Genomic DNA, 19,918 nt, shown 5'->3' with positions numbered 1-19,918 from the left:
CGGTAGAGATCTACGTTTTCGCGAAAAAGTAGACCTCTGTGAGCACAGGTACACAGCATCGAACACATCTTTAAAAATAAGATGTTTTTTCAATCGATTAAGCAGAACTTGTGGGCGCATTACCCGGGCTTGCAGGCAAAAAAGAGATCTAGAGATGATCTACAAAAGCATTGCGGAGCGGTTAAGAATTCGACTTAATTCCGCAGATTTCACGCTAAACAGCCTTCTTCCCGGTGAAAAAAAGTTGGCGGAAGAATTTGCGGTATCGCGGATGACCATCCGTAAAGCCATTGACCTGCTGGTAGCGTGGGGGTTGGTGGTCCGCCGCCACGGCAGGGAAAAACGGTCACCAGCCAGGTGCTGATTTTTGAAATCATGCCTGCGCCTCCGGCCATTGCCAGCCAGTTACGGATTCAAATCAACGAGCAGATCTACTTCTCCCGTCGCGTTCGTTTTGTGGAAGGGAAACCGCTGATGCTGGAAGACAGCTATATGCCGGTAAAACTGTTCCGTAATCTTTCGCTGCAACATCTGGAAGGGTCGAAGTTTGAATATATTGAACAAGAGTGCGGGATTTTGATTGTCGGTAATTATGAAAGCCTGACGCCAGTGCTCGCCGATAGACTGCTGGCGCGGCAAATGAAGGTAGCGGAACACACGCCACTGCTGCGGATCACCTCGTTGTCATATAGCGAGAGCGGGGAGTTTTTGAATTATTCAGTGATGTTCAGAAATGCCAGCGAATACCAGGTGGAGTACCATTTACGGCGACTCCACCCGGAAAAGAGTTAACCGATACTCCAGAAGAGCACCGCCAGTAATTGGGGGGTGATAATGCGCAGGAACATCACTAACGGATAGACAGTGGCGTAAGAGAGCGCCGCCGCACCGCTGGTTGGATGAAGATTATTAGCAAACGCCAGCGCCGGAGGATCGGTCATGGAACCTGCCAGCATCCCGCACATGGTCAGGTAATTCATTTTGGCTAACATCCGCGCCAGAATGCCAACAGTAATCAGCGGAACGGCGGTGATCAGGGCACCATAACCAATCCAGCTTAGCCCTTCGCCATTGACCAGGGTATTTACAAAATCCCCACCAGATTTCAGACCAACGACCGAGAGGAACAGCACGATCCCCAGCTCCCGCAGCGCGAGGTTGGCACTTGGAGGCATAAACCAGTACAGCTTGCCGATACTGCCGATACGCCCGAGGATCAACGCCATAATCAGCGGACCGCCCGCCAGCCCCAGTTTCAACGCGGCCGGGAACCCAGGCACAAAGACGGGAATAGAACCTAACAATACGCCAAGCCCGATGCCAATAAACACTGGCAGCATCTGAACCTGTTGCAGTTTTTGCTGCGCATTCCCCAGCACATTGGCAACGGCATCAATTGCGGACGGACGCCCCACCAGATTGAGGATATCGCCGAACTGCAGGCTGATATCGCCACTGGCGACCAGTTCGACCCCGGCACGGTTCAGGCGCGAGATAACAACGTCATAGCGTTCTTTAAAGTGCAGGTCGCGAATACGTTTTCCGAGCACGTTTTCATTGGTGACCACCACACGCTCGACGCGCAAATCAGTGCCTTTCGTGGACAGCGAAGTATCGACCTCCTGACCAATCACCAGTTGCGCATTATGTAAATCCGCTGGCTGCCCCACCAGATGCAGCAAATCGCCCAGTTGTATAATGGTATCTGGCGAAGGTACTTTTAGGGTTTCTTCGCGTTTCAGACGCGAGCAGATAATTTTGTCGCCGTTGAGAATCGGTACATCTTTAATGGCTAAATCATGCAGGTTAGGGTTCTCAACGCGAATATTGATAGTCCTGATCAGCGCGCCGCCATTGGTGCGTGAAGACTCGTGCTGCTGGGCTTCTGTCTCGACATTGACGCGGAAAATAACCCGCAACATCCACATGGTGAACAATATCCCGCAAATGCCGAATGGATACGCCATCGCGTAACTCATCCCCATCTGATCGACCATTTCCATTGGTGTACCCAGGTCGCGCAAGATCTGCTGCCCTGCCCCCAGCGCTGGCGTATTGGTTACCGCACCGGAGAAAATCCCCAGCACTACCGGCAGTGGAATATCAAACAGTTTATGCAGGATGGCGGTAACCAGACCACCGATGATGACGATCAGAACAGCAAACAGGTTGAGGCGTAATCCGGAGACGCGTAATGAGGCAAAGAAGCCCGGCCCTACCTGAATCCCGATAGTATAAACGAACAGGATCAGGCCAAATTCCTGAATAACATGCAGCATATCGCTACTTAATGTCATCCCCGCCTGAGAAACAAAATGGCCGACGATGATCCCACCAAACAGCACGCCGCCAATACCTAATCCTATGCCGCGAAATTTGACGTTGCCGATAAACAAACCGACGACTGCCACCAAAGCCAGAATACTGACCGTTAATGCTATATCACTCATCGTCCATTTCTCTTGAGATAACATTTTAATTGCTACGGATTATGGCTGAATCGGTGAAGCAGATTTGCCTTATAGCGCACATTATCACGGGAAAGAACGTGCCGAAATATCTTAAACAGTCGAAATTTAACGCATTGTTGAAGAAGAAAGACAAAAAAAGCCCCACCAGAATGGCGGGGCAAAGAGAATAGCTAGTTAGCTATTTAACGCGGGACGTTCGCTGATAGCGATACGCTGCGCTGCGATGGGTTCAGGCTCATTACGAATTAAATCAATATGCAGTAAACCGTTTACGAAAGTTGCGCCAGAGACTTCCATATTTTCAGCCAGCGTAAAGCTCAGGCTAAATGGCTGATTCATAAGCCCTTGATGCAGCCATTTTTTCTCTTCTTTTGGCTGCTCCGGCGTGCCTTTTACGCTCAGGCGCGTACCTTCCAGTTGAATCTCTAAATCTTCCTGACGGAAACCTGCCAGCGCAAGGGTAATGCGGTAGTGGTTATCGTCGCTTTTCTCAATGTTGTACGGCGGGAAGCTCTGGCTTTCACCGGCGTTTTGCAGTGCGTTGGCCAGTTTGTCAAAACCGATCCATTGACGCATCAGTGGGGATAAATCGAAGTTACGCATAGTCATTTCTCCTTCTAAGAAGCGAGTAAGTACCTGCAAATCCGAAGATTCGCATATGCTCCCTGACGGCGAGCATGGAGATGTCAGGCCGCGCCAGGCGGCCTTAGGGAATTAGTTGATTTCGATACGGCGCGGTTTTTTCGCTTCCGGAATCACGCGTTCGAGATCGATATACAGCAAACCATTTACCAGGTTAGCACCACGAACATGAATGTTCTCAGCTAACTGGAATTTGCGTTCAAAGTTGCGTTCAGCGATGCCCTGGTACAGATAGGTGCGCTCTTTTTGTTCGTCGGCATGAGCACCTTTCACCACCAGCAGATTATCCTGGGCGGTAATTTCCAGTTCGCTCTCAGCAAAACCAGCCACAGCGATAGCAATGCGGTAATGGTTTTCGTCTACCAGTTCAACGTTATACGGAGGGTAGCCGCCATTACTCTGGCTCTGGTTGTTTTCTAAGTGGTTAAACAAACGGTCAAATCCAATAGCAGAACGGTAAAGCGGGGATAAATCAAAGTTACGCATAATCAATAGCTCCTGAAATCAGCGAGAATGTAAGACCTTCCACAATGGACAGGTCAGGTAGCCAGAACACCCATCAGGCGCGTCCTCATCGACTACGATGTAAAAATGGGTCTGGAAATGAACTTTTCAAGCCTTATCAGCGGACTTTTTTTTGCAGTTTATGGTCTATTGCATAGACTGAGGGGGCAGCACGAAACGTTAAAGTGCGATTGCCGCCACAGAGCGACGTAATGATGATGTTATTTTCAGCAAGGGATCGCTATAACTCATCAGGCCAACACCCACGATCAACAGATGAATTTATTATGATAAGAAATGTGTTGTTAGCGTTCATGATATGCAGTGGAATGGCATTACTCGGAGGATGCTCCAGCGTGATGTCCCATACCGGAGGGAAAGAAGGAACGTATCCCGGCACCCGCGCCAGCGCCACCATGATTGGCGATGATGAAACCAACTGGGGCACTAAGTCGCTGGCGATTCTCGATATGCCGTTTACCGCTGTGATGGACACGCTTTTATTACCGTGGGATGTGTTCCGCAAAGACAGCTCGGTGCGCTCACGCGTTGAAAAAAGCGAAGCCAACGCGCAAGCCACCAATGCGGTTATTCCACCGGCCAGAATGCCTGATAACTGATTTAGCGATCAGTTTCGGTGATCCACAGCTGGCCGCCTTCCATCCACGCCAGCCATTGACCATCCGGCGAGAAGACCACGGCGTCCGCAGAAGGTGGATTGGCGTGGTTTTCGGTTAAATACTCAACCTCGCCGCTTTGCGCATGGGCACAAGCAATTCGATTATCCAGCACAAAGCCCAACCATTCTCCTGATGGATGCCAGTTAAATGCAGACTGAATATCCGTTTTGTTATGGGTTAACTGGCGCGGCTCGCCGCCCTGTGGCGAGATAAGCCACAGTTGCACAATGCCGTTATCATCTCGCATTAAAAACGCGATTTGTGTACCCTGCGGATTACAGCGCACCCAGTGGCGCGGGACGTTGACTAACCCCGGATAAGCCCGATGGTGGGTAAAGGTTAAACGTCGCTGCACGACGCCACGCGGTGGCGCGGGCAGGGTTGTTTCCGTTCCACTTAACGGCGCATCACCTGCTGCTTTCCAGCCAGCTTCATCTTGCGGTAACTCAACGATAAACAGCTCCGGCACTTTCTCGCCCTTTGGCGAAAGTGTGTCGCCAATAAACGCCAGCGCGTGATTTCCTACCCATCCTTCTTCATAAGCACGATTGATTTCATCGCTGCCCGGCTGCGGCGTGGGCGTGGTTTTGCTCACCAGCACACACCAGTGGCTCCCGCTGTATTCACGCGGATGCTGCTTTTGTACATTCACCGGACCAAACGGTGCGGCAACACCGACGTTTCGCAAATCCAGCGCCGAATCGAGCTGATGCATTACATGGTCGTTATAGGTAAAGCTCACCCTTTCACCGTCCGGGCTAAAGACATGTACATGGCTGCCGCCGCGCAGCGCTCCTGGGGTGTACGGTGCAGTAATATCCATTGCATCGAGATTGCTCACCTTGCCGCCTTTAGCAATGACTCCGCGTCGATGATGGAAATCGTAATGCCATGTTTCATCAGGATTTTCAGGGCCGTGAATAAAGACATATTTATCTGACTTCGGATGAACGGTCACCACGCCGACATGTGCGCCCTGTGACGCGCGATAGATAACCTCGACCTCGCCGGTATGGATATTCACACGCTCAATGGTCTCGCCGGTAAACGACGCCCCAGAAGGACGCACGTCAAATACCAGCCACTGGCTGTCGGGCGTCCAGGTATTGGTATTGGTGAGCAGGTGATTACGGGGAGCAAAGGTTATCTGTTTCATGGCGTGGTCCTGATACAAAACGGTTCCCGCCATCATACTTCACAAGGACTTCACTTTCAGACAATAGTCTTTTGCCATCGTGATGAATGTGAGTGAAAAGATGGAACATTTCGACGTGGCGATTATTGGCCTCGGCCCGGCAGGATCGGCGTTGGCACGAAAGTTAGCAGGCAAAATGCAGGTGATCGCGCTGGATAAAAAGCACCAGTGTGGTACTGAAGGTTTCAGCAAACCCTGCGGCGGTCTGCTGGCACCGGACGCGCAGCGATCTTTTATTCGCGATGGGCTGACGCTTCCTGTCGATGTGATCGCTAATCCGCAGATTTTCAGCGTCAAAACCGTCGACGTCGCCGCATCGCTCACGCGTAACTACCAGCGAAGCTATATCAATATTAATCGCCATGCTTTCGACTTGTGGATGAAATCGCTGATCCCCGCCAGCGTTGAGGTTTATCACGACAGCCTGTGTCGAAAAATCTGGCGTGAGGATGATAAATGGCATGTCATTTTTCGTGCAGACGGCTGGGAGCAACATATTACTGCCCGCTATCTGGTCGGTGCCGATGGCGCAAACTCGATGGTGCGGCGACATCTCTACCCGGATCATCAAATCCGTAAATATGTCGCTATCCAGCAGTGGTTCGCAGAGAAACATCCGGTGCCGTTCTACTCCTGCATCTTTGATAATTCGATAACTAACTGTTATTCATGGAGTATCAGCAAAGACGGTTATTTTATCTTTGGCGGTGCTTATCCAATGAAAGACGGTCAGACGCGTTTCACGACGCTGAAAGAGAAAATGAGCGCCTTTCAGTTCCAGTTTGGTAAGGCGGTGAAAAGCGAAAAATGCACGGTGCTGTTTCCCTCACGCTGGCAGGATTTTGTCTGCGGTAAGGACAACGCCTTTCTGATTGGCGAAGCGGCAGGATTTATCAGCGCCAGTTCGCTGGAGGGGATTAGCTATGCGCTGGATAGCGCAGACATTCTGCGTTCGGTGTTACTGAAGCAGCCAGAGAAGCTCAATACCGCTTACTGGCGCGCCACCCGCAAACTGCGTTTAAAACTCTTCGGCAAGATAGTAAAAAGCCGATGCCTGACCGCACCGGCTTTAAGAAAGTGGATTATGCGCAGTGGTGTGGCGCATATTCCACAGTTGAAAGATTAGCCAACGCGCTTCACATCGCCCACCAGCAGGATGTAAGAGAGCGCGCCAATCAACGCGACGGCGGAGATATAAACCAGTGCAGGTGCGAAACCGTAACCCTGCGCCAGGTACCCCACCACCAGCGGAACGGTGATGCCGCCCAGACCACCGGCGAAGTTAAACACGCCACCGGTTAAACCAATCAGGCGCATCGGTGCCAGAGAAGAGACCAGCGACCAGGTAATCGAAGCAAAACCGTTGCCGAAGAATGCCAGCGCCATCAGGCACATAATCATCATCGGATCGTTAGTGTAGTTAGCGCCCATAATGCAGGTGGAGATCAGCAAGCCGCAGATAATCGGCGTTTTACGCGCAAAGCCCAGTGAAAAGCCCTTACGTACCAGCAGATCCGCGACCCAGCCAGAGAGCAGGACGCCGACAAACGCCGCGAGGAATGGCACCGTGGTCATAAAGCCTGCTTTCAGCGCCGTGATTCCTTTTTCCTGGGTTAAATAGTTCGGGAACCAGGTTAAGAAAAACCACAGTGTAGAAGCCACCGCAAATTGCCCAAGATAGACGCCGATCAGTTTCCGATGGAACACCAGTTTCCAGTCTTTGGCTGTTAACGGCTGACGCGCCTCTTTCTTCACCGGCGCATCACCATCCACCAGACCGCCGCCATCACGAATGTAATCCAGTTCAGCTTTGCTGATACCTTTGGTCAGGCGCGGCGGCTGATAAACCTTAAACCAAATCAGCGACCAGATAATGCCGATACCACCAGTGACAATGAACACCCAGTGCCAGCTCAACATCTCCTGAATCCAGATCAGCAGCGGAGTCAGAAACGCCAGACCGACAAACTGACCAGACGTATAAAAACCAACGGCAGAAGCGCGTTCATGTTCCGGGAACCAGCTGGTCACCATCCGGTTATTGGTCGGGAAAGCGGGCGCTTCGAAAATACCGGTTATCGCGCGCAGACCAATTAATGACATTAATCCCGAGGCAAAGCCCTGGAATAAAGTCGCCACTGACCAGCCAAATATCGCAATAAAATAAGTCACGCGAGAACCTACGCGATCTAAAAACCAACCGCCGGGGATCTGACATAGCGTATAAAGCCAGGCGAAGGCCGAAAATACATAGCCCATTTGCGCTTTGGTAATACCGAACTCTTCCTGAATATGGGCGGAAGCCACGGCCAGGTTGGCGCGGTCGACATAACAAATGACTACCGTAATAAAGATCATCACCAGCGTCAGATAACGCCGACGCCCCGGCTTTGCTGCATTAACGGGAATATCCATAGCGAGCTTTCTCCAGATTTTGGGCATAGCGAAGCCGCTCACCATGCCCTGTAATTTACAGAGGGTTATATTTTTGTATTGCTGTTTTAGTGCCCGATGAGGGGCTTACGTGGCAGGAATTACCACTCTGCTACGCTGTTATCTTCATGACGCCAGAGCGGATTACGCCAGTCCGGGGCATTTTTACTGAACTCAATCACTTTAGCTTCGTCGATTTCCACGCCTAAGCCCGGTTTCGTTAACGGTTTAAAGAAGCCGCCGACCATGCTGAAGTCTTCTTTGTTTTTCACAAAGTCGAGTAACTCCGCGCCTTTGTTGTAATGAATTCCCATACTTTGTTCCTGAAGTACGGCGTTATAGGAAACAAAGTCGATATGCAGGCAAGCCGCCAGTGCAATCGGTCCGAGCGGACAGTGCGGCGCAAGGGTCACGTCATAGGCTTCTGCCATTCCGGCGATTTTGTAGCATTCGGTAATACCGCCCGCGTGGGAGAGATCCGGTTGCAGAATCGAAATACCGCCTGCCTCCAGCACGCGTTTAAAATCGAAGCGTGAGAACATGCGTTCACCCGCCGCCAGTGGAATATGCGTTTGTGCCGCCAGTTTCGGGTAGTATTCGGCTTGTTCCGCCAGCACCGGCTCCTCAATAAACAGCGGGCGATACGGCTCCAGTTCTTTAATCAGCACTTTCGCCATCGGCGCGCTGACGCGACCGTGGAAATCAAGACCAAACTCAATCTGATTGCCAAAAGCTTCACGAATTTGTGCCACGGTGTTAACCGCCGCATCTACCGCGCGGGAGTTATCAATTAGCCCCAGTTCTTCACAACCGTTCAGTTTGAAGGTATCGAAGCCGATTTCGCGTAGCGTTTTAATGCCGTCGATAACATCCGCCGGACGATCGCCGCCGACCCAACTGTAGGCTTTAATTTTGTCGCGAACCAGGCCGCCCATCAGTTGCCAGACCGGCGCATTCAGCACTTTACCTTTGATATCCCATAACGCCTGGTCGATCCCGGCGATGGCGCTCATCAGGATTGGACCGCCACGATAAAATCCGGCGCGATACATCACTTGCCATAAGTCATTGATGCGCGATGGCTCCTGACCAATCAAATAGTCACCCAGCTCGTGAACTGCCGCTTCCACCGTGCGGGCGCGGCCTTCAATCACTGGCTCGCCCCAGCCGACGACGCCTTCATCGGTTTCAATTTTCAGGAACATCCAGCGGGGAGGTAAACGATACGTGGTAATTTTGGTGATTTTCATTGCACTGCCTCTCGATACGCCTTAACAAATGCTGCTGCCTGCTGCGCGGTGCGTTCTACGGACTGCCCGGCGCGATAGAGATCGCTGCCTAAGCCCGCCCCAGCACAACCTGCGTCTATCCACTGCGCCAGGTTTTCTGGCGTCACGCCGCCAACGGCAAAGACTGCGATGTCCGATGGCAATACCGCTTTTAACGCTTTGATGTATTGCGGACCAAAAGCCGATGACGGAAATATTTTCAGCGCCTGCGCGCCCGCTTCGAGCGCGGTAAAGGCTTCGGTCGCCGTCGCGCAGCCGGGGCAGACGGTCATGCCGTAGCCCACCGCACGGCGGATCACTTCACTATGGATATTGGGCGTAACGATGAGCTGACAGCCCATCCTGGCGAGCGCATCGACCTGTTCAGGTTTCAGTACCGTACCTGCGCCAATCAACGCCTTGTCGCCATACGCATCAACGATGGCGGGAATGCTTTGCTCCCATTGTGGGGAATTCAGCGGGATTTCAACCGCGTCGAACCCGGCGTCAATCACCGCGCCAACATGCGCCAGCGCCTCGTCGGGCTTAATGCCGCGCAAAATGGCGATCAGCGGAAGTTTAGTTTGCCACTGCATGAGCGATGCTCCTTATACCAGCCTGAAATGCCGTGTCGCCCGCCACCGCCGTCACGTCGCAACCCATCGCCTGAAAGGCTTGCTGGTAGCGCGCGGTCAGCGATGTTCCGGCGACAAGGGTGATGGCGTGTTGATGGGTCACATAGTCGCGCATACTGGCAACCTCTGCGCCAATCAACAAACCAGAGAGAAATTCGCTGACCTGTTCGCGGGGAAGTGTTCCCAGCACATGCGAGGCGCGAACTTCAAAAAGCTGCGGCAATATGGCGGGCGCATTAAGGCCGCGCTCAAGGCCAGCCGCGAAGGCATCGGCAGAGTTTTCCTGCGGCGGCAAACCTGCGCCAATCAATGAGTGATTTAACAGTAAATGATGTAGTTCACCGGTCATCACGGTGCGAAAATCGTTGATTTGCTGGCTATCGGCCTGCACCCATTTGCAATGCGTACCGGGCATAACATAAAGAGAGGAAGGAGCCAGAGCTCGCGCGCCGATCAATTGTGTTTCTTCGCCGCGCATCACATTGTGGTTATCGTCATGAGAGACGCATAATCCGGGAATAATCCAGATATTGTCGCCAACAGACGTTAATTGTTCGCCAATAGACGAAAAACGGGCAGGAACAGATAAATACGGAGCAACTTTCCAGCCGACATTGCTGCCGACCATTCCTGCCATTACCACTGGCGTATTCTCTTCACGCCAGTCGGTCGTGACTTCTGCTAACACCGCAGCCGGAGATTTTCCGTTCAGGCGCGTGACGCCTGCTTCTGATTGCCTGCTCTCCAGGCAGTGGTCGCCCTGATAAAGCCAGGCGCGCAGATTGGTCGATCCCCAGTCAATTGCGATGTAGCGAGCTGTCATGTGATTTCCTTTAACCTTCGTGTCGAGCTGGCGATCATGGTAAGCGCCGCCTGCTCTGCCGCATCGCCGTCCTGATGCCGTATCGCATCGAACAGCGCCTTATGTTCCTGGAGCGTTTGCGGCATGTTGGCCTCATCGCCCATCCAGGTTCGTTCAAAAACCGCCCGCTGCAGCGAACTGATCGCAATGCTAAGTTGCTGTAACACCGGGTTATGCACCGACTGCAGCACCGCCTCGTGGTAGCGAATATCCGCTTCGTTAAACGCTTCGCGGTCCTGATTGTTGGCAATCATCTCGTTCAGCGCCGATTCAATCTGCGCCAGATCGCTGGAGGTCGCGCGCTCTGCTGCCCAACGGGCAATCGCCGGTTCCACCAGATTTCGCACTTCGCTCATGGCACTGATAAGCCGTGGGTCGTAGTCGTTTTCCAGCACCCATTGCAGTACGTCAGTGTCGAGGTAATTCCACTGGTTACGCGGTGCCACAAACGCGCCGCGATAACGTTTCATTTCAATCAGCCGTTTCGCCATCAACGAACGGAACACCTCACGGATGATGTTGCGCGAGGTTGCAAACTCTTCACAGAGCTCCGCCTCAGCCGGAAGTGGCGAGCCAGGTACGTATTTGCCGTGAACGATCTGTTTACCCAGCGTAATGACAATGCGATCGGTTTTATTGAGAGTCATGGAGAGTCCTTGTGCTCTGTATGTTCTTCTCTACTTTACCCCGATCGATGCATAACGCGGCAACTTTGTAGTACCAGCGTGATGACGTTCGCGTTTGCCGTGTGCGTAATGTAGTACAAACTTATATTGTTGTACTACAATTTAGATCACAAAAAGAACAATGCATAAAAAAATGACATGCGTCGGGCAGAAATCTGAAAAGGGATATCAGGCGCTAAACAGGAGGGAAAGAAGAGTATGCTTTCAACGGCTTAGCTACTCGTTTAAAGGATTAATCATGAAGTTGAATTTTAAGGGATTTTTTAAGGCTGCCGGTTTATTCCCACTGGCGCTGATGCTTTCAGGCTGTATCTCGTATGCTCTGGTTTCCCATACCGCAAAGGGTAGTTCAGGAAAGTATCAATCGCAGTCAGACACCATCACTGGGCTATCGCAGGCAAAAGATAGTAATGGAACAAAAGGCTATGTTTTTGTAGGGGAATCGCTGGATTACCTTATCACTGATGGTGCCGATGACATCGTTAAGATGCTCAATGATCCAGCACTTAACCGGCACAATATTCAGGTTGCCGATGACGCAAGATTTGTTTTAAATGCAGGGAAAAAGAAATTTACCGGCACAATATCGCTTTACTACTACTGGAATAACGAAGAAGAAAAGGCACTGGCAACGCATTATGGTTTTGCCTGTGGTGTTCAACACTGTACCAGGTCACTGGAAAACCTAAAAGGCACAATCCATGAGAAAAATAAAAACATGGATTACTCAAAGGTGATGGCGTTCTACCATCCATTTAAAGTGCGATTTTATGAATACTATTCACCCAGAGGCATTCCGGATGGTGTTTCCGCAGCATTACTGCCAGTGACTGTTACGCTGGACATCATTACTGCACCGCTGCAATTTCTGGTTGTATATGCAGTAAACCAATAATCAGTAAGCGGGCAAACGCGTTTATGCTGTTTGCCCGCCCACAGATTAATTCAGCACATACTTCTCAATAGCAAACGCCACGCCATCTTCAAGGTTAGATTTGGTGACAAAGTTCGCCACTTCTTTCACTGAAGGAATAGCGTTATCCATCGCCACACCGACGCCTGCATATTCAATCATTGCGATATCGTTTTCCTGATCGCCAATCGCCATGATTTCTTCCGGTTTAATACCTAACACGTCGGCCAGTGATTTCACCCCCGTACCTTTGTTAACGCGTTTATCGAGGATTTCGAGGAAGTACGGCGCACTTTTCAGCACGGTATATTTCTCTTTCACTTCCTGCGGAATACGCGCGATAGCCTGGTCGAGGATGGCGGGTTCATCAATCATCATCACTTTCAGGAACTGGGTATTGGGGTCCATTTTCTCCGCTTCGCAGAACACCAGCGGAATTGTGGCAACGAAGGATTCATGCACCGTGTAGTAGCTGATATCACGGTTGGCGGTGTACAGCGTGGTGCGGTCCAGGGCGTGGAAATGAGAACCGACTTCGCGAGAGAGTTTTTCCAGGAAACGGTAGTCGTCATAGCTGAGAGCGGTTTGCGCCACGGTGCTACCATCAGCGGCCTTCTGTACCAGCGCGCCGTTATAAGTAATGCAGTAGTCGCCCGGCAGTTCCATATGCAGCTCTTTCAGGTAATTGTGAACACCTGCATAAGGGCGACCCGTCGTTAGCACGACATTCACGCCACGGGCGCGAGCTGCGGCAATCGCATTTTTAACGGCGGGTGAAATGGTGTGATCGGGTAGCAGAAGGGTGCCATCCATATCGATAGCAATGAGTTTGATAGCCATGAGTTCCCCAGGTAGATTAGTTCCTGACCCATGCTAACGCGATTCCGCTCAAAAATCAGTACAACACCCGAGGGAAAAGGGGGATGCAACGCGGGTTGCATGCTCCCCATTTGCTTAGCGGAAGAGTTTCCCTTTCAGCAGTTCCATGCCTGCGGAAAGCAGATCGTTATTGGCTTGTGGTGACACTTCACCTTGCGGTGAGAGCGCATCAATAATCTTCGGCAATTGCTCTGCCAGTAAACTGGAAGCTGTACTGGTATCCACGCCAAGTTTTTGCCCGAGATCGGACACCGCATTTGTGCCGAGTGCCGATTCCAGTTGCTCGCCACTAACCGATTGATTGCCCTGTTGATTACTCAGCCAGGTTGAGAGAATGGCCCCTAAGCCGCCACTTTGCAGTTTTTCCAGCAGCACCTGAATGCCGCCCTGCTCCTCAACCCAACTTAAAATAGCCTGATATTTCCCCGCATCGCCTTTCAGAAAGGCACCGACAACTTCATCAAAAAGCCCCATGATAATCACCTGTAAAGCGTTACGTGTTGACCCAAAAAGTATAGATTTGCGGGATGATAATTGCGGATTGCAGAAATAAAAAGGGCGGAGATGATCTCCGCCCTTTTCTTATAGTTTCTTGCCGGATGCGGCGTGAACGCCTTATCCGGCCTACAAAATCATGAAAATTCAATACATTGCAAGATTTTCGTAGGCCTGATAAGCGTAGCGCATCAGGCACGCTCGCATGGTTAGCGCCATTAAATATCGATATTCGCCGCTTTCAGGGCGTTCTCTTCAATAAACGCACGGCGCGGTTCAACGGCGTCGCCCATCAGCGTGGTGAACAACTGGTCGGCAGCAATCGCATCTTTAACGGTAACGCGCAGCATACGACGACTTTCCGGGTCCATAGTGGTTTCCCACAGCTGTTCCGGGTTCATCTCGCCCAGACCTTTATAACGCTGGATGGAGAGGCCGCGACGGGACTCTTTCACCAGCCAGTCCAGCGCCTGCTCGAAGCTGGCTACCGGCTGACGACGCTCGCCACGTTCGATAAACGCATCTTCTTCCAGCAAGCCACGCAGTTTCTCACCCAGCGTGCAGATACGACGATATTCGCCACCGGTGATAAACTCGTGATCCAGCGGATAGTCAGTATCCACACCGTGGGTACGCACGCGAACAATCGGCTCGAACAGGTTTTGTTCGGCATTGGTGTGGACATCAAACTTCCACTGGCTGCCGTGCTGTTCTTTGTCGTTCAGTTCGCTGACCAGCGCGTTCACCCAGCGGGTAACGGTCTGCTCATCAGAGAGGTCGGCTTCCGTCAGCGTCGGCTGATAGATAAGCTCTTTCAGCATTGCTTTCGGATAACGACGCTCCATGCGGTTGATCATTTTCTGCGTCGCGTTGTACTCAGACACCAGTTTCTCTAACGCTTCGCCAGCCAATGCCGGTGCGCTGGCGTTGGTGTGCAGCGTTGCGCCGTCCAGCGCGATAGAGATCTGGTACTGATCCATCGCTTCGTCGTCTTTAATGTACTGTTCCTGCTTGCCTTTCTTCACTTTGTACAGCGGCGGCTGAGCGATGTAGACGTGACCACGTTCAACGATTTCCGGCATCTGACGATAGAAGAAGGTCAACAGCAGCGTACGAATGTGCGAGCCGTCGACGTCCGCATCGGTCATGATGATGATGCTGTGATAACGCAGTTTGTCCGGGTTGTACTCGTCACGACCGATACCACAGCCAAGCGCGGTGATAAGCGTCGCCACTTCCTGAGAAGAGAGCATCTTATCGAAGCGCGCTTTCTCGACGTTGAGGATTTTACCCTTCAGCGGCAGAATCGCCTGGTTCTTGCGGTTACGCCCCTGCTTCGCAGAGCCGCCCGCGGAGTCCCCTTCCACCAGGTACAGTTCGGAAAGCGCCGGATCGCGTTCCTGGCAGTCTGCCAGTTTGCCCGGCAGGCCCGCTAAGTCGAGCGCACCTTTACGGCGGGTCATTTCACGCGCGCGACGCGCAGCTTCACGGGCACGGGCAGCATCGATAATTTTGCCAACTACGATTTTCGCGTCGGTTGGGTTTTCCAGCAGGTATTCTGCCAGCAGTTCGTTCATCTGCTGTTCAACCGCCGATTTCACCTCAGAAGAAACCAGTTTGTCTTTGGTCTGGGAGGAGAATTTCGGGTCCGGCACTTTCACGGAAACGACCGCAATCAAGCCTTCACGCGCATCGTCACCGGTGGCGCTGACTTTGGCTTTTTTGCTGTAGCCTTCTTTGTCCATGTAGGCATTCAGGGTACGGGTCATCGCCGCACGGAAGCCTGCCAGGTGAGTACCGCCGTCACGCTGCGGAATATTGTTGGTAAAGCAGTAGATGTTTTCCTGGAAGCCATCGTTCCACTGCAGCGCCACTTCAACGCCAATACCGTCTTTTTCAGTGGAGAAGTAGAAGATATTCGGGTGAATCGGCGTTTTGTTCTTGTTTAGATATTCAACGAACGCCTTGATGCCGCCTTCATAGTGGAAGTGGTCTTCTTTGCCGTCGCGCTTGTCGCGCAGACGAATGGAAACGCCGGAGTTGAGGAACGACAACTCACGCAGACGTTTCGCCAGAATTTCATATTCGAACTCGGTCACATTGGTGAAGGTTTCGAGGCTGGGCCAGAAACGCACCATGGTGCCGGTTTTTTCAGTCTCGCCGGTAACCGCCAGCGGGGCCTGCGGTACACCGTGTTCGTAGATCTGACGGTGAATTTTACCCTCGCGCTGGATAACCAGCTCCAGTTTTTGCGACAGGGCGTTTACTACCGAAACACCAACGCCGTGCAGACCGCCGGACACTTTATAGGAGTTATCGTCAAATTTACCGCCTGCGTGCAGAACGGTCATGATCACTTCCGCCGCCGATACGCCCTCTTCCGGGTGAATACCGGTCGGAATGCCGCGCCCGTCATCCTGTACAGAGACAGAGTTATCGGCGTGAATGGTGACGATAATTTCTTTACAGTGACCCGCGAGCGCTTCGTCGATAGCGTTATCTACCACCTCGAATACCATGTGGTGCAGACCGGTGCCGTCATCCGTGTCGCCGATATACATACCCGGGCGCTTACGCACCGCATCCAGCCCTTTCAGGACTTTGATACTGGAGGAGTCATAAGAATTCGACATCAACGTTTCTCGCTCATTTATACTTGGGTTAATCCGTTATTTTACCCTTTTCCACGGTAAACATCTTCGAATTTTCGTCCGACATGTCTATAACGTGTTCAGCACTGATCGCGCTGACAAAGACCTGTGATTGCGTCGCTTTTAAGCGGCTGGCAAGCAGCCCGCGACGCTCATCATCAAGCTCAGAGGCAAAATCATCTATCAGGTAGAGACACCGCCGCCCGCTTTCACGGGTGAGGAACTCTCCTTGCGCCAGACGTAAGGCGCACATCAACAGCTTAAGCTGCCCACGCGATAAGGTATCTTCCACCGGCGCACCGTCGGCGCGAATGCGTAAGTCCGCTTTGTGCGGGCCGTGCGCGGTGTAGGTTAGCTGGCGATCGCGTTCAAAATTACGTTCCAGCACCTCAGCATATTCTGTCTCTTTCTCCCAGCCGCGCTGGAAAGAGAAAGTCAGAGAAAACTCAGGGAGAAATTGCTTACAGGTATCAGCCATATCGGCCGCGATACCGGCGCTATACTCCGCGCGCCAGGTGCTGATTTGCTCCGCCAGCGGGATCAGCTCTTTATCCCACGGGCGTAGCTGTTCGTAACGTGTCACCTGGCGCAGCGCCGCATTGCGCTGCTTGAGCAATCGCTTGAGATTGCTCCAGGCGGTGAAAAATCCGGGTTCGTTGTGAAAGCATCCCCAGTCGAGGAATGCTCTTCTGTATTTGGGGCCGCCGTTGAGTAAAGTAAACCCTTCTGGCGTTATCAACTGCATTGGCATCAGGTGCGCCAGTTCCGCGACCTTATGCCCGTCTGTACCGTCGATGCGGACTTTGCTGTCGCCCTGTTTGTCTTTGGTTAAGCCAATCGCTGTCTCGCGCTCTTCGCCCTGTAATCGCCCGTGGAGAACAAACGCCTCCTGCTCATGGCGAATGACGCGACCAATCTGCAAACTGCGAAACGCCCGACCATGGCCGAGCGTATAGATGGCTTCCAGCACGCTGGTTTTGCCACTGCCGTTGGCACCTACCAGAAAGTTAAAGCCGGGAGATAAGGCGAGATCCGCGGTTTCAATGTTGCGGAAATCGCGGATCAACAAGCGGGTGAGGGACATTACAGTCTCATTGGCATGACAACATAAGCCGCGCTCTGGCTGGCCGCATCTTCAATCTGCACGCTGGAAACCGAATCGGTCAGCATCATGCGGACGTTTTCGCATTTCAGCGCGTTCAGAACATCCAGCACATAACTGACGTTGAAGCCGATTTCCATCTCCGCACCGCTATAGGTAACGTCGAGGATCTCTTCCGCTTCTTCCTGTTCCGGGTTGTTGGCGGTGATTTTCAGCTGGTTTTCGCTGACATAAAGACGTACGCCGCGGAATTTCTCGTTAGAGAGAATCGCCGCGCGAGCAAACGCCTGCTTGAGCAGATCGCAGCCAGCTTCCAGATGTTTGTCCGGGTTCTTCGGCAGAACGCGGCGATAATCCGGGAAGCGACCATCCACCAGTTTGGAGGTGAAGATAAAGTCGCCAACGTGGGCGCGAATGTTGTTGCTGCCAATCTGTACGCGCAGCGGATTGTCGCCGCCGTCGAGCATACGCATCAGTTCAATCACGCCTTTACGCGGTACGATCACCGAATGGCTTGGCAAAGATTGACCAATTGGCATTGAACAGACCGCCAGACGGTGGCCGTCGGTTGCCACGGTGCGCAGTTCTTCACCTTCGGTTTCAAACAGCATACCATTTAAGTAATAGCGAACGTCCTGATGCGCCATAGAAAACTGGGTCGCTTCAATCAGACGCTTCATCGTTGCCTGCGGCAGGGTAAATTCGACTTCACTCTGCCAGTCATCGAGGTTCGGGAAATCCGCCGCTGGCAGGGTAGACAGCGAAAAACGGCTACGCCCGGAGCGTACCAGCATCCGTTCACCTTCCAGCTGCACGGCAATTTCCGCGCCTTCAGGCAGACCACGGCAGATATCAAAGAATTTGCGCGCCGGAACGGTCGTCGCTCCTGGCTCGTGTGGCTGAACCAGCGCAACACGTGCCACCATTTCCATCTCGAGATCAGTACCGGTCAGCGACAACGTACCGTCAGCAACCTGTAACAGCAGATTACCGAGAATCGGTAGCGTAGGACGACCACCTAACGGACCGCTCACCTGTTGTAGCGGTTTTAATAAATGCTCACGTTCTACGGTAAATTTCATAGGTTTACGATGACAATGTTCTGATTAAATTTGAAAAATCTTCTTTGATATCGTGGCTCTCTTCACGCAACTGCTCGATCTTACGGCAGGCATGAAGCACCGTCGTGTGGTCACGACCACCAAACGCATCGCCAATCTCCGGCAGACTGTGGTTAGTCAGCTCTTTCGCCAGCGCCATCGCCATCTGGCGCGGACGCGCCACCGAGCGGGATCGACGCTTGGAAAGGAGATCCGCGACTTTGATCTTGTAGTACTCCGCCACCGTCTTCTGAATATTGTCGATGGTGACCAGTTTTTCCTGCAATGCCAGCAAGTCGCGCAGCGCCTCACGCACGAAGTCGATGGTGATCGCCCGTCCGGTAAAGTTGGCATTGGCAATGACGCGGTTCAGCGCCCCTTCCAGCTCACGTACGTTAGATCGTAGACGCTTGGCGATAAAGAACGCCACTTCGCCCGGCAAACGAATGTCGTTTTCGTCGGCCTTTTTCATCAGGATCGCCACACGGGTTTCCAGCTCTGGCGGTTCGATCGCCACAGTCAGTCCCCAACCGAAGCGGGATTTCAAACGATCCTCAACGCCGTTGATCTCTTTCGGATAGCGATCCGAGGTGAGAATGATCTGTTGATTACCTTCCAGCAGGGCGTTGAAGGTGTGGAAAAACTCTTCCTGAGATCGTTCTTTATTAGCAAAAAACTGAATATCGTCGATCAGCAGTGCATCTACGGAACGGTAGTAGCGTTTAAACTCTTCGATCGCGTTGTTTTGCAGGGCTTTAACCATGTCCTGAACAAAGCGCTCGGAGTGCATATAAACCACTTTGGCATTCGGCTTGCGCGCCATAATGCCGTTACCCACCGCATGCAGCAGGTGAGTTTTACCCAGACCCGTGCCGCCATAAAGGAACAACGGGTTATAGGCACCGCCAGGGTTATCCGCCACCTGGCGAGCCGCCGCGCGCGCCAGTTGGTTAGATTTACCTTCAACGAAGTTATCAAACGTGTGTTTGACGTTTACGTTAGAACGATAGGTCGGTTCTGCCGGGGCCGGGACGTTATCCCAACCTGAGCGCGTAGAAGGCGCAGCACGTTGCGGCTGCGTTTGCGCCACCTGTGCAGGGGCCGCGACGTTGCTCGTCACTGCCGCTTGTGGCGTTTGCGTCACCGGTTTGGTGCCGACTTCAAAACGCAGCTGTGGGGCATCCGCTCCGCAGAAACTGGTTAGCAGTCCATTGATATTATTAAGGTACTTGTCCCGTACCCAATCGAGGACAAAACGGTTTGGCGCGTACAGGGCCAGCGTGTTATCGCTCAGTTCCGCCTGCAATGGGCGTATCCACATACTGAATTCTGTGGCTGGTAACTCATCCTGCAATCGGGCAAGACACTGCTGCCAAAGCGAAAGTGACACGGCGGACTCCAC

The 19,918-nt window shown here is 52.5% G+C and carries 18 protein-coding genes, 1 pseudogene and 1 other annotated feature; of the genes and pseudogenes, 4 read left to right on the top strand and 15 right to left on the bottom strand.

What is annotated here, in order from left to right:
* Positions 1-154: 154 nt before the first annotated feature.
* A pseudogene (locus tag ACU8XX_RS00095) lies at positions 155-792 on the top strand (GntR family transcriptional regulator).
* Here ACU8XX_RS00095 and ACU8XX_RS00090 read toward each other — a convergent pair.
* The 3 genes from ACU8XX_RS00090 to ibpA form a co-directional block, all read right to left on the bottom strand.
* Complete coding sequence (locus ACU8XX_RS00090) at positions 789-2,450, bottom strand: putative transporter (RefSeq protein ID WP_001279763.1); 1,662 nt, start codon at positions 2,448-2,450, stop codon at positions 789-791. The pseudogene ACU8XX_RS00095 and the gene ACU8XX_RS00090 sit on opposite strands and share 4 nt — an antisense overlap.
* Positions 2,451-2,645: 195 nt before the next feature.
* A complete protein-coding gene (gene ibpB / locus ACU8XX_RS00085; RefSeq protein ID WP_001243431.1) occupies positions 2,646-3,074 on the bottom strand; it encodes a small heat shock chaperone IbpB in 429 nt (142 codons plus the stop codon).
* A 111-nt stretch (positions 3,075-3,185) separates the two neighbouring features.
* A complete protein-coding gene (gene ibpA / locus ACU8XX_RS00080; RefSeq protein ID WP_001243437.1) occupies positions 3,186-3,599 on the bottom strand; it encodes a small heat shock chaperone IbpA in 414 nt (137 codons plus the stop codon).
* Positions 3,593-3,665: a sequence feature (ROSE (Repression Of Heat Shock gene Expression) occurs in the 5'-region of heat shock genes and acts as an RNA thermometer to modulate expression.), on the bottom strand. It overlaps the preceding gene by 7 nt.
* Before the next feature lie 239 nt (positions 3,666-3,904).
* Here ibpA and ACU8XX_RS00075 point away from each other — a divergent pair.
* Positions 3,905-4,237 (top strand): YceK/YidQ family lipoprotein, encoded by a 333-nt coding sequence (locus ACU8XX_RS00075; protein ID WP_001313407.1) that lies wholly within the window; start codon positions 3,905-3,907, stop codon positions 4,235-4,237.
* A 1-nt stretch (position 4,238) separates the two neighbouring features.
* Here the strand turns inward: ACU8XX_RS00075 and ACU8XX_RS00070 are convergent, their stop codons facing one another.
* On the bottom strand, positions 4,239-5,453 hold the full coding sequence (locus ACU8XX_RS00070; protein WP_001488452.1) for a DUF3748 domain-containing protein: 1,215 nt from the start codon (positions 5,451-5,453) through the stop codon (positions 4,239-4,241).
* 100 nt (positions 5,454-5,553) lie between these two features.
* Between ACU8XX_RS00070 and cbrA the strand changes: the two genes are divergently transcribed.
* Positions 5,554-6,618: a colicin M resistance lipid reductase CbrA gene (gene cbrA, locus ACU8XX_RS00065; protein ID WP_001411759.1), complete on the top strand. Its 1,065-nt coding sequence runs from the start codon at positions 5,554-5,556 to the stop codon at positions 6,616-6,618.
* On the opposite strand, the gene ACU8XX_RS00060 is transcribed toward cbrA, so the two are convergent.
* From ACU8XX_RS00060 to dgoR, 5 genes are all read right to left on the bottom strand, one after another.
* Positions 6,615-7,952: an MFS transporter gene (locus tag ACU8XX_RS00060; RefSeq protein ID WP_000253468.1), complete on the bottom strand. Its 1,338-nt coding sequence runs from the start codon at positions 7,950-7,952 to the stop codon at positions 6,615-6,617. The genes cbrA and ACU8XX_RS00060 overlap by 4 nt on opposite strands.
* 74 nt (positions 7,953-8,026) lie before the next feature.
* Positions 8,027-9,175 (bottom strand): galactonate dehydratase, encoded by a 1,149-nt coding sequence (gene dgoD, locus ACU8XX_RS00055; protein ID WP_001514670.1) that lies wholly within the window; start codon positions 9,173-9,175, stop codon positions 8,027-8,029.
* Positions 9,172-9,789: a 2-dehydro-3-deoxy-6-phosphogalactonate aldolase gene (dgoA, locus tag ACU8XX_RS00050; protein WP_001198699.1), complete on the bottom strand. Its 618-nt coding sequence runs from the start codon at positions 9,787-9,789 to the stop codon at positions 9,172-9,174. Before dgoA ends, dgoD begins: the two co-directional genes overlap by 4 nt.
* Positions 9,773-10,651, bottom strand: a complete 879-nt coding sequence (dgoK, locus tag ACU8XX_RS00045; RefSeq protein WP_000127105.1) for a 2-dehydro-3-deoxygalactonokinase — start codon at positions 10,649-10,651, stop codon at positions 9,773-9,775. The genes dgoA and dgoK overlap by 17 nt, the downstream gene beginning before the upstream one ends.
* Entirely contained in the window at positions 10,648-11,337 is a 690-nt protein-coding gene (dgoR, locus tag ACU8XX_RS00040; protein ID WP_000174305.1) for a D-galactonate utilization transcriptional regulator DgoR, read from the bottom strand. The genes dgoK and dgoR overlap by 4 nt, the downstream gene beginning before the upstream one ends.
* A 277-nt stretch (positions 11,338-11,614) precedes the next feature.
* On the opposite strand from dgoR, the gene ACU8XX_RS00035 reads away from it, so the two are divergent.
* Positions 11,615-12,271, top strand: coding sequence for a YidX family protein (locus ACU8XX_RS00035; protein ID WP_000772934.1), 657 nt, complete (start codon positions 11,615-11,617; stop codon positions 12,269-12,271).
* 45 nt (positions 12,272-12,316) lie between these two features.
* On the opposite strand, the gene yidA is transcribed toward ACU8XX_RS00035, so the two are convergent.
* The 6 genes from yidA to dnaA form a co-directional block, all read right to left on the bottom strand.
* Entirely contained in the window at positions 12,317-13,129 is an 813-nt protein-coding gene (gene yidA / locus ACU8XX_RS00030; RefSeq protein ID WP_000985541.1) for a sugar-phosphatase, read from the bottom strand.
* Positions 13,130-13,243: 114 nt separating this feature from the next.
* The gene (locus tag ACU8XX_RS00025) at positions 13,244-13,642 is read right to left on the bottom strand and encodes a YidB family protein (RefSeq protein WP_000522208.1); all 399 of its coding nucleotides are present in this window, start codon (positions 13,640-13,642) and stop codon (positions 13,244-13,246) included.
* Positions 13,643-13,881: 239 nt separating this feature from the next.
* Positions 13,882-16,296, bottom strand: a complete 2,415-nt coding sequence (gyrB, locus tag ACU8XX_RS00020) for a DNA topoisomerase (ATP-hydrolyzing) subunit B (RefSeq protein ID WP_000072067.1) — start codon at positions 16,294-16,296, stop codon at positions 13,882-13,884.
* A gap of 28 nt (positions 16,297-16,324) precedes the next feature.
* Positions 16,325-17,398 (bottom strand): DNA replication/repair protein RecF, encoded by a 1,074-nt coding sequence (recF, locus tag ACU8XX_RS00015; protein ID WP_000060112.1) that lies wholly within the window; start codon positions 17,396-17,398, stop codon positions 16,325-16,327.
* Entirely contained in the window at positions 17,398-18,498 is a 1,101-nt protein-coding gene (gene dnaN, locus ACU8XX_RS00010) for a DNA polymerase III subunit beta (protein ID WP_000673464.1), read from the bottom strand. The genes recF and dnaN overlap by 1 nt, the downstream gene beginning before the upstream one ends.
* Positions 18,499-18,502: 4 nt before the next feature.
* Entirely contained in the window at positions 18,503-19,906 is a 1,404-nt protein-coding gene (dnaA, locus tag ACU8XX_RS00005; protein ID WP_000059111.1) for a chromosomal replication initiator protein DnaA, read from the bottom strand.
* Positions 19,907-19,918 lie beyond the last annotated feature (12 nt).

The sequence above is a fragment of the Escherichia sp. MAL-1 genome (assembly GCF_052948035.1).
This window is presented reverse-complemented; position numbering and strand designations above follow the sequence as displayed.

Excerpts from the sequence above, each read along its gene's own strand:
- ACU8XX_RS00090 (WP_001279763.1), bottom strand. The coding sequence starts at position 2,450 with ATGAGTGATATAGCATTAACGGTCAGTATTCTGGCTTTGGTGGCAGTC.
- ibpB (WP_001243431.1), bottom strand. The coding sequence starts at position 3,074 with ATGCGTAACTTCGATTTATCCCCACTGATGCGTCAATGGATCGGTTTT.
- ibpA (WP_001243437.1), bottom strand. The coding sequence starts at position 3,599 with ATGCGTAACTTTGATTTATCCCCGCTTTACCGTTCTGCTATTGGATTT.
- ACU8XX_RS00075 (WP_001313407.1), top strand. The coding sequence starts at position 3,905 with ATGATAAGAAATGTGTTGTTAGCGTTCATGATATGCAGTGGAATGGCA.
- ACU8XX_RS00070 (WP_001488452.1), bottom strand. The coding sequence starts at position 5,453 with ATGAAACAGATAACCTTTGCTCCCCGTAATCACCTGCTCACCAATACC.
- cbrA (WP_001411759.1), top strand. The coding sequence starts at position 5,554 with ATGGAACATTTCGACGTGGCGATTATTGGCCTCGGCCCGGCAGGATCG.
- ACU8XX_RS00060 (WP_000253468.1), bottom strand. The coding sequence starts at position 7,952 with ATGGTGAGCGGCTTCGCTATGCCCAAAATCTGGAGAAAGCTCGCTATG.
- dgoD (WP_001514670.1), bottom strand. The coding sequence starts at position 9,175 with ATGAAAATCACCAAAATTACCACGTATCGTTTACCTCCCCGCTGGATG.
- dgoA (WP_001198699.1), bottom strand. The coding sequence starts at position 9,789 with ATGCAGTGGCAAACTAAACTTCCGCTGATCGCCATTTTGCGCGGCATT.
- dgoK (WP_000127105.1), bottom strand. The coding sequence starts at position 10,651 with ATGACAGCTCGCTACATCGCAATTGACTGGGGATCGACCAATCTGCGC.
- dgoR (WP_000174305.1), bottom strand. The coding sequence starts at position 11,337 with ATGACTCTCAATAAAACCGATCGCATTGTCATTACGCTGGGTAAACAG.
- ACU8XX_RS00035 (WP_000772934.1), top strand. The coding sequence starts at position 11,615 with ATGAAGTTGAATTTTAAGGGATTTTTTAAGGCTGCCGGTTTATTCCCA.
- yidA (WP_000985541.1), bottom strand. The coding sequence starts at position 13,129 with ATGGCTATCAAACTCATTGCTATCGATATGGATGGCACCCTTCTGCTA.
- ACU8XX_RS00025 (WP_000522208.1), bottom strand. The coding sequence starts at position 13,642 with ATGGGGCTTTTTGATGAAGTTGTCGGTGCCTTTCTGAAAGGCGATGCG.
- gyrB (WP_000072067.1), bottom strand. The coding sequence starts at position 16,296 with ATGTCGAATTCTTATGACTCCTCCAGTATCAAAGTCCTGAAAGGGCTG.
- recF (WP_000060112.1), bottom strand. The coding sequence starts at position 17,398 with ATGTCCCTCACCCGCTTGTTGATCCGCGATTTCCGCAACATTGAAACC.
- dnaN (WP_000673464.1), bottom strand. The coding sequence starts at position 18,498 with ATGAAATTTACCGTAGAACGTGAGCATTTATTAAAACCGCTACAACAG.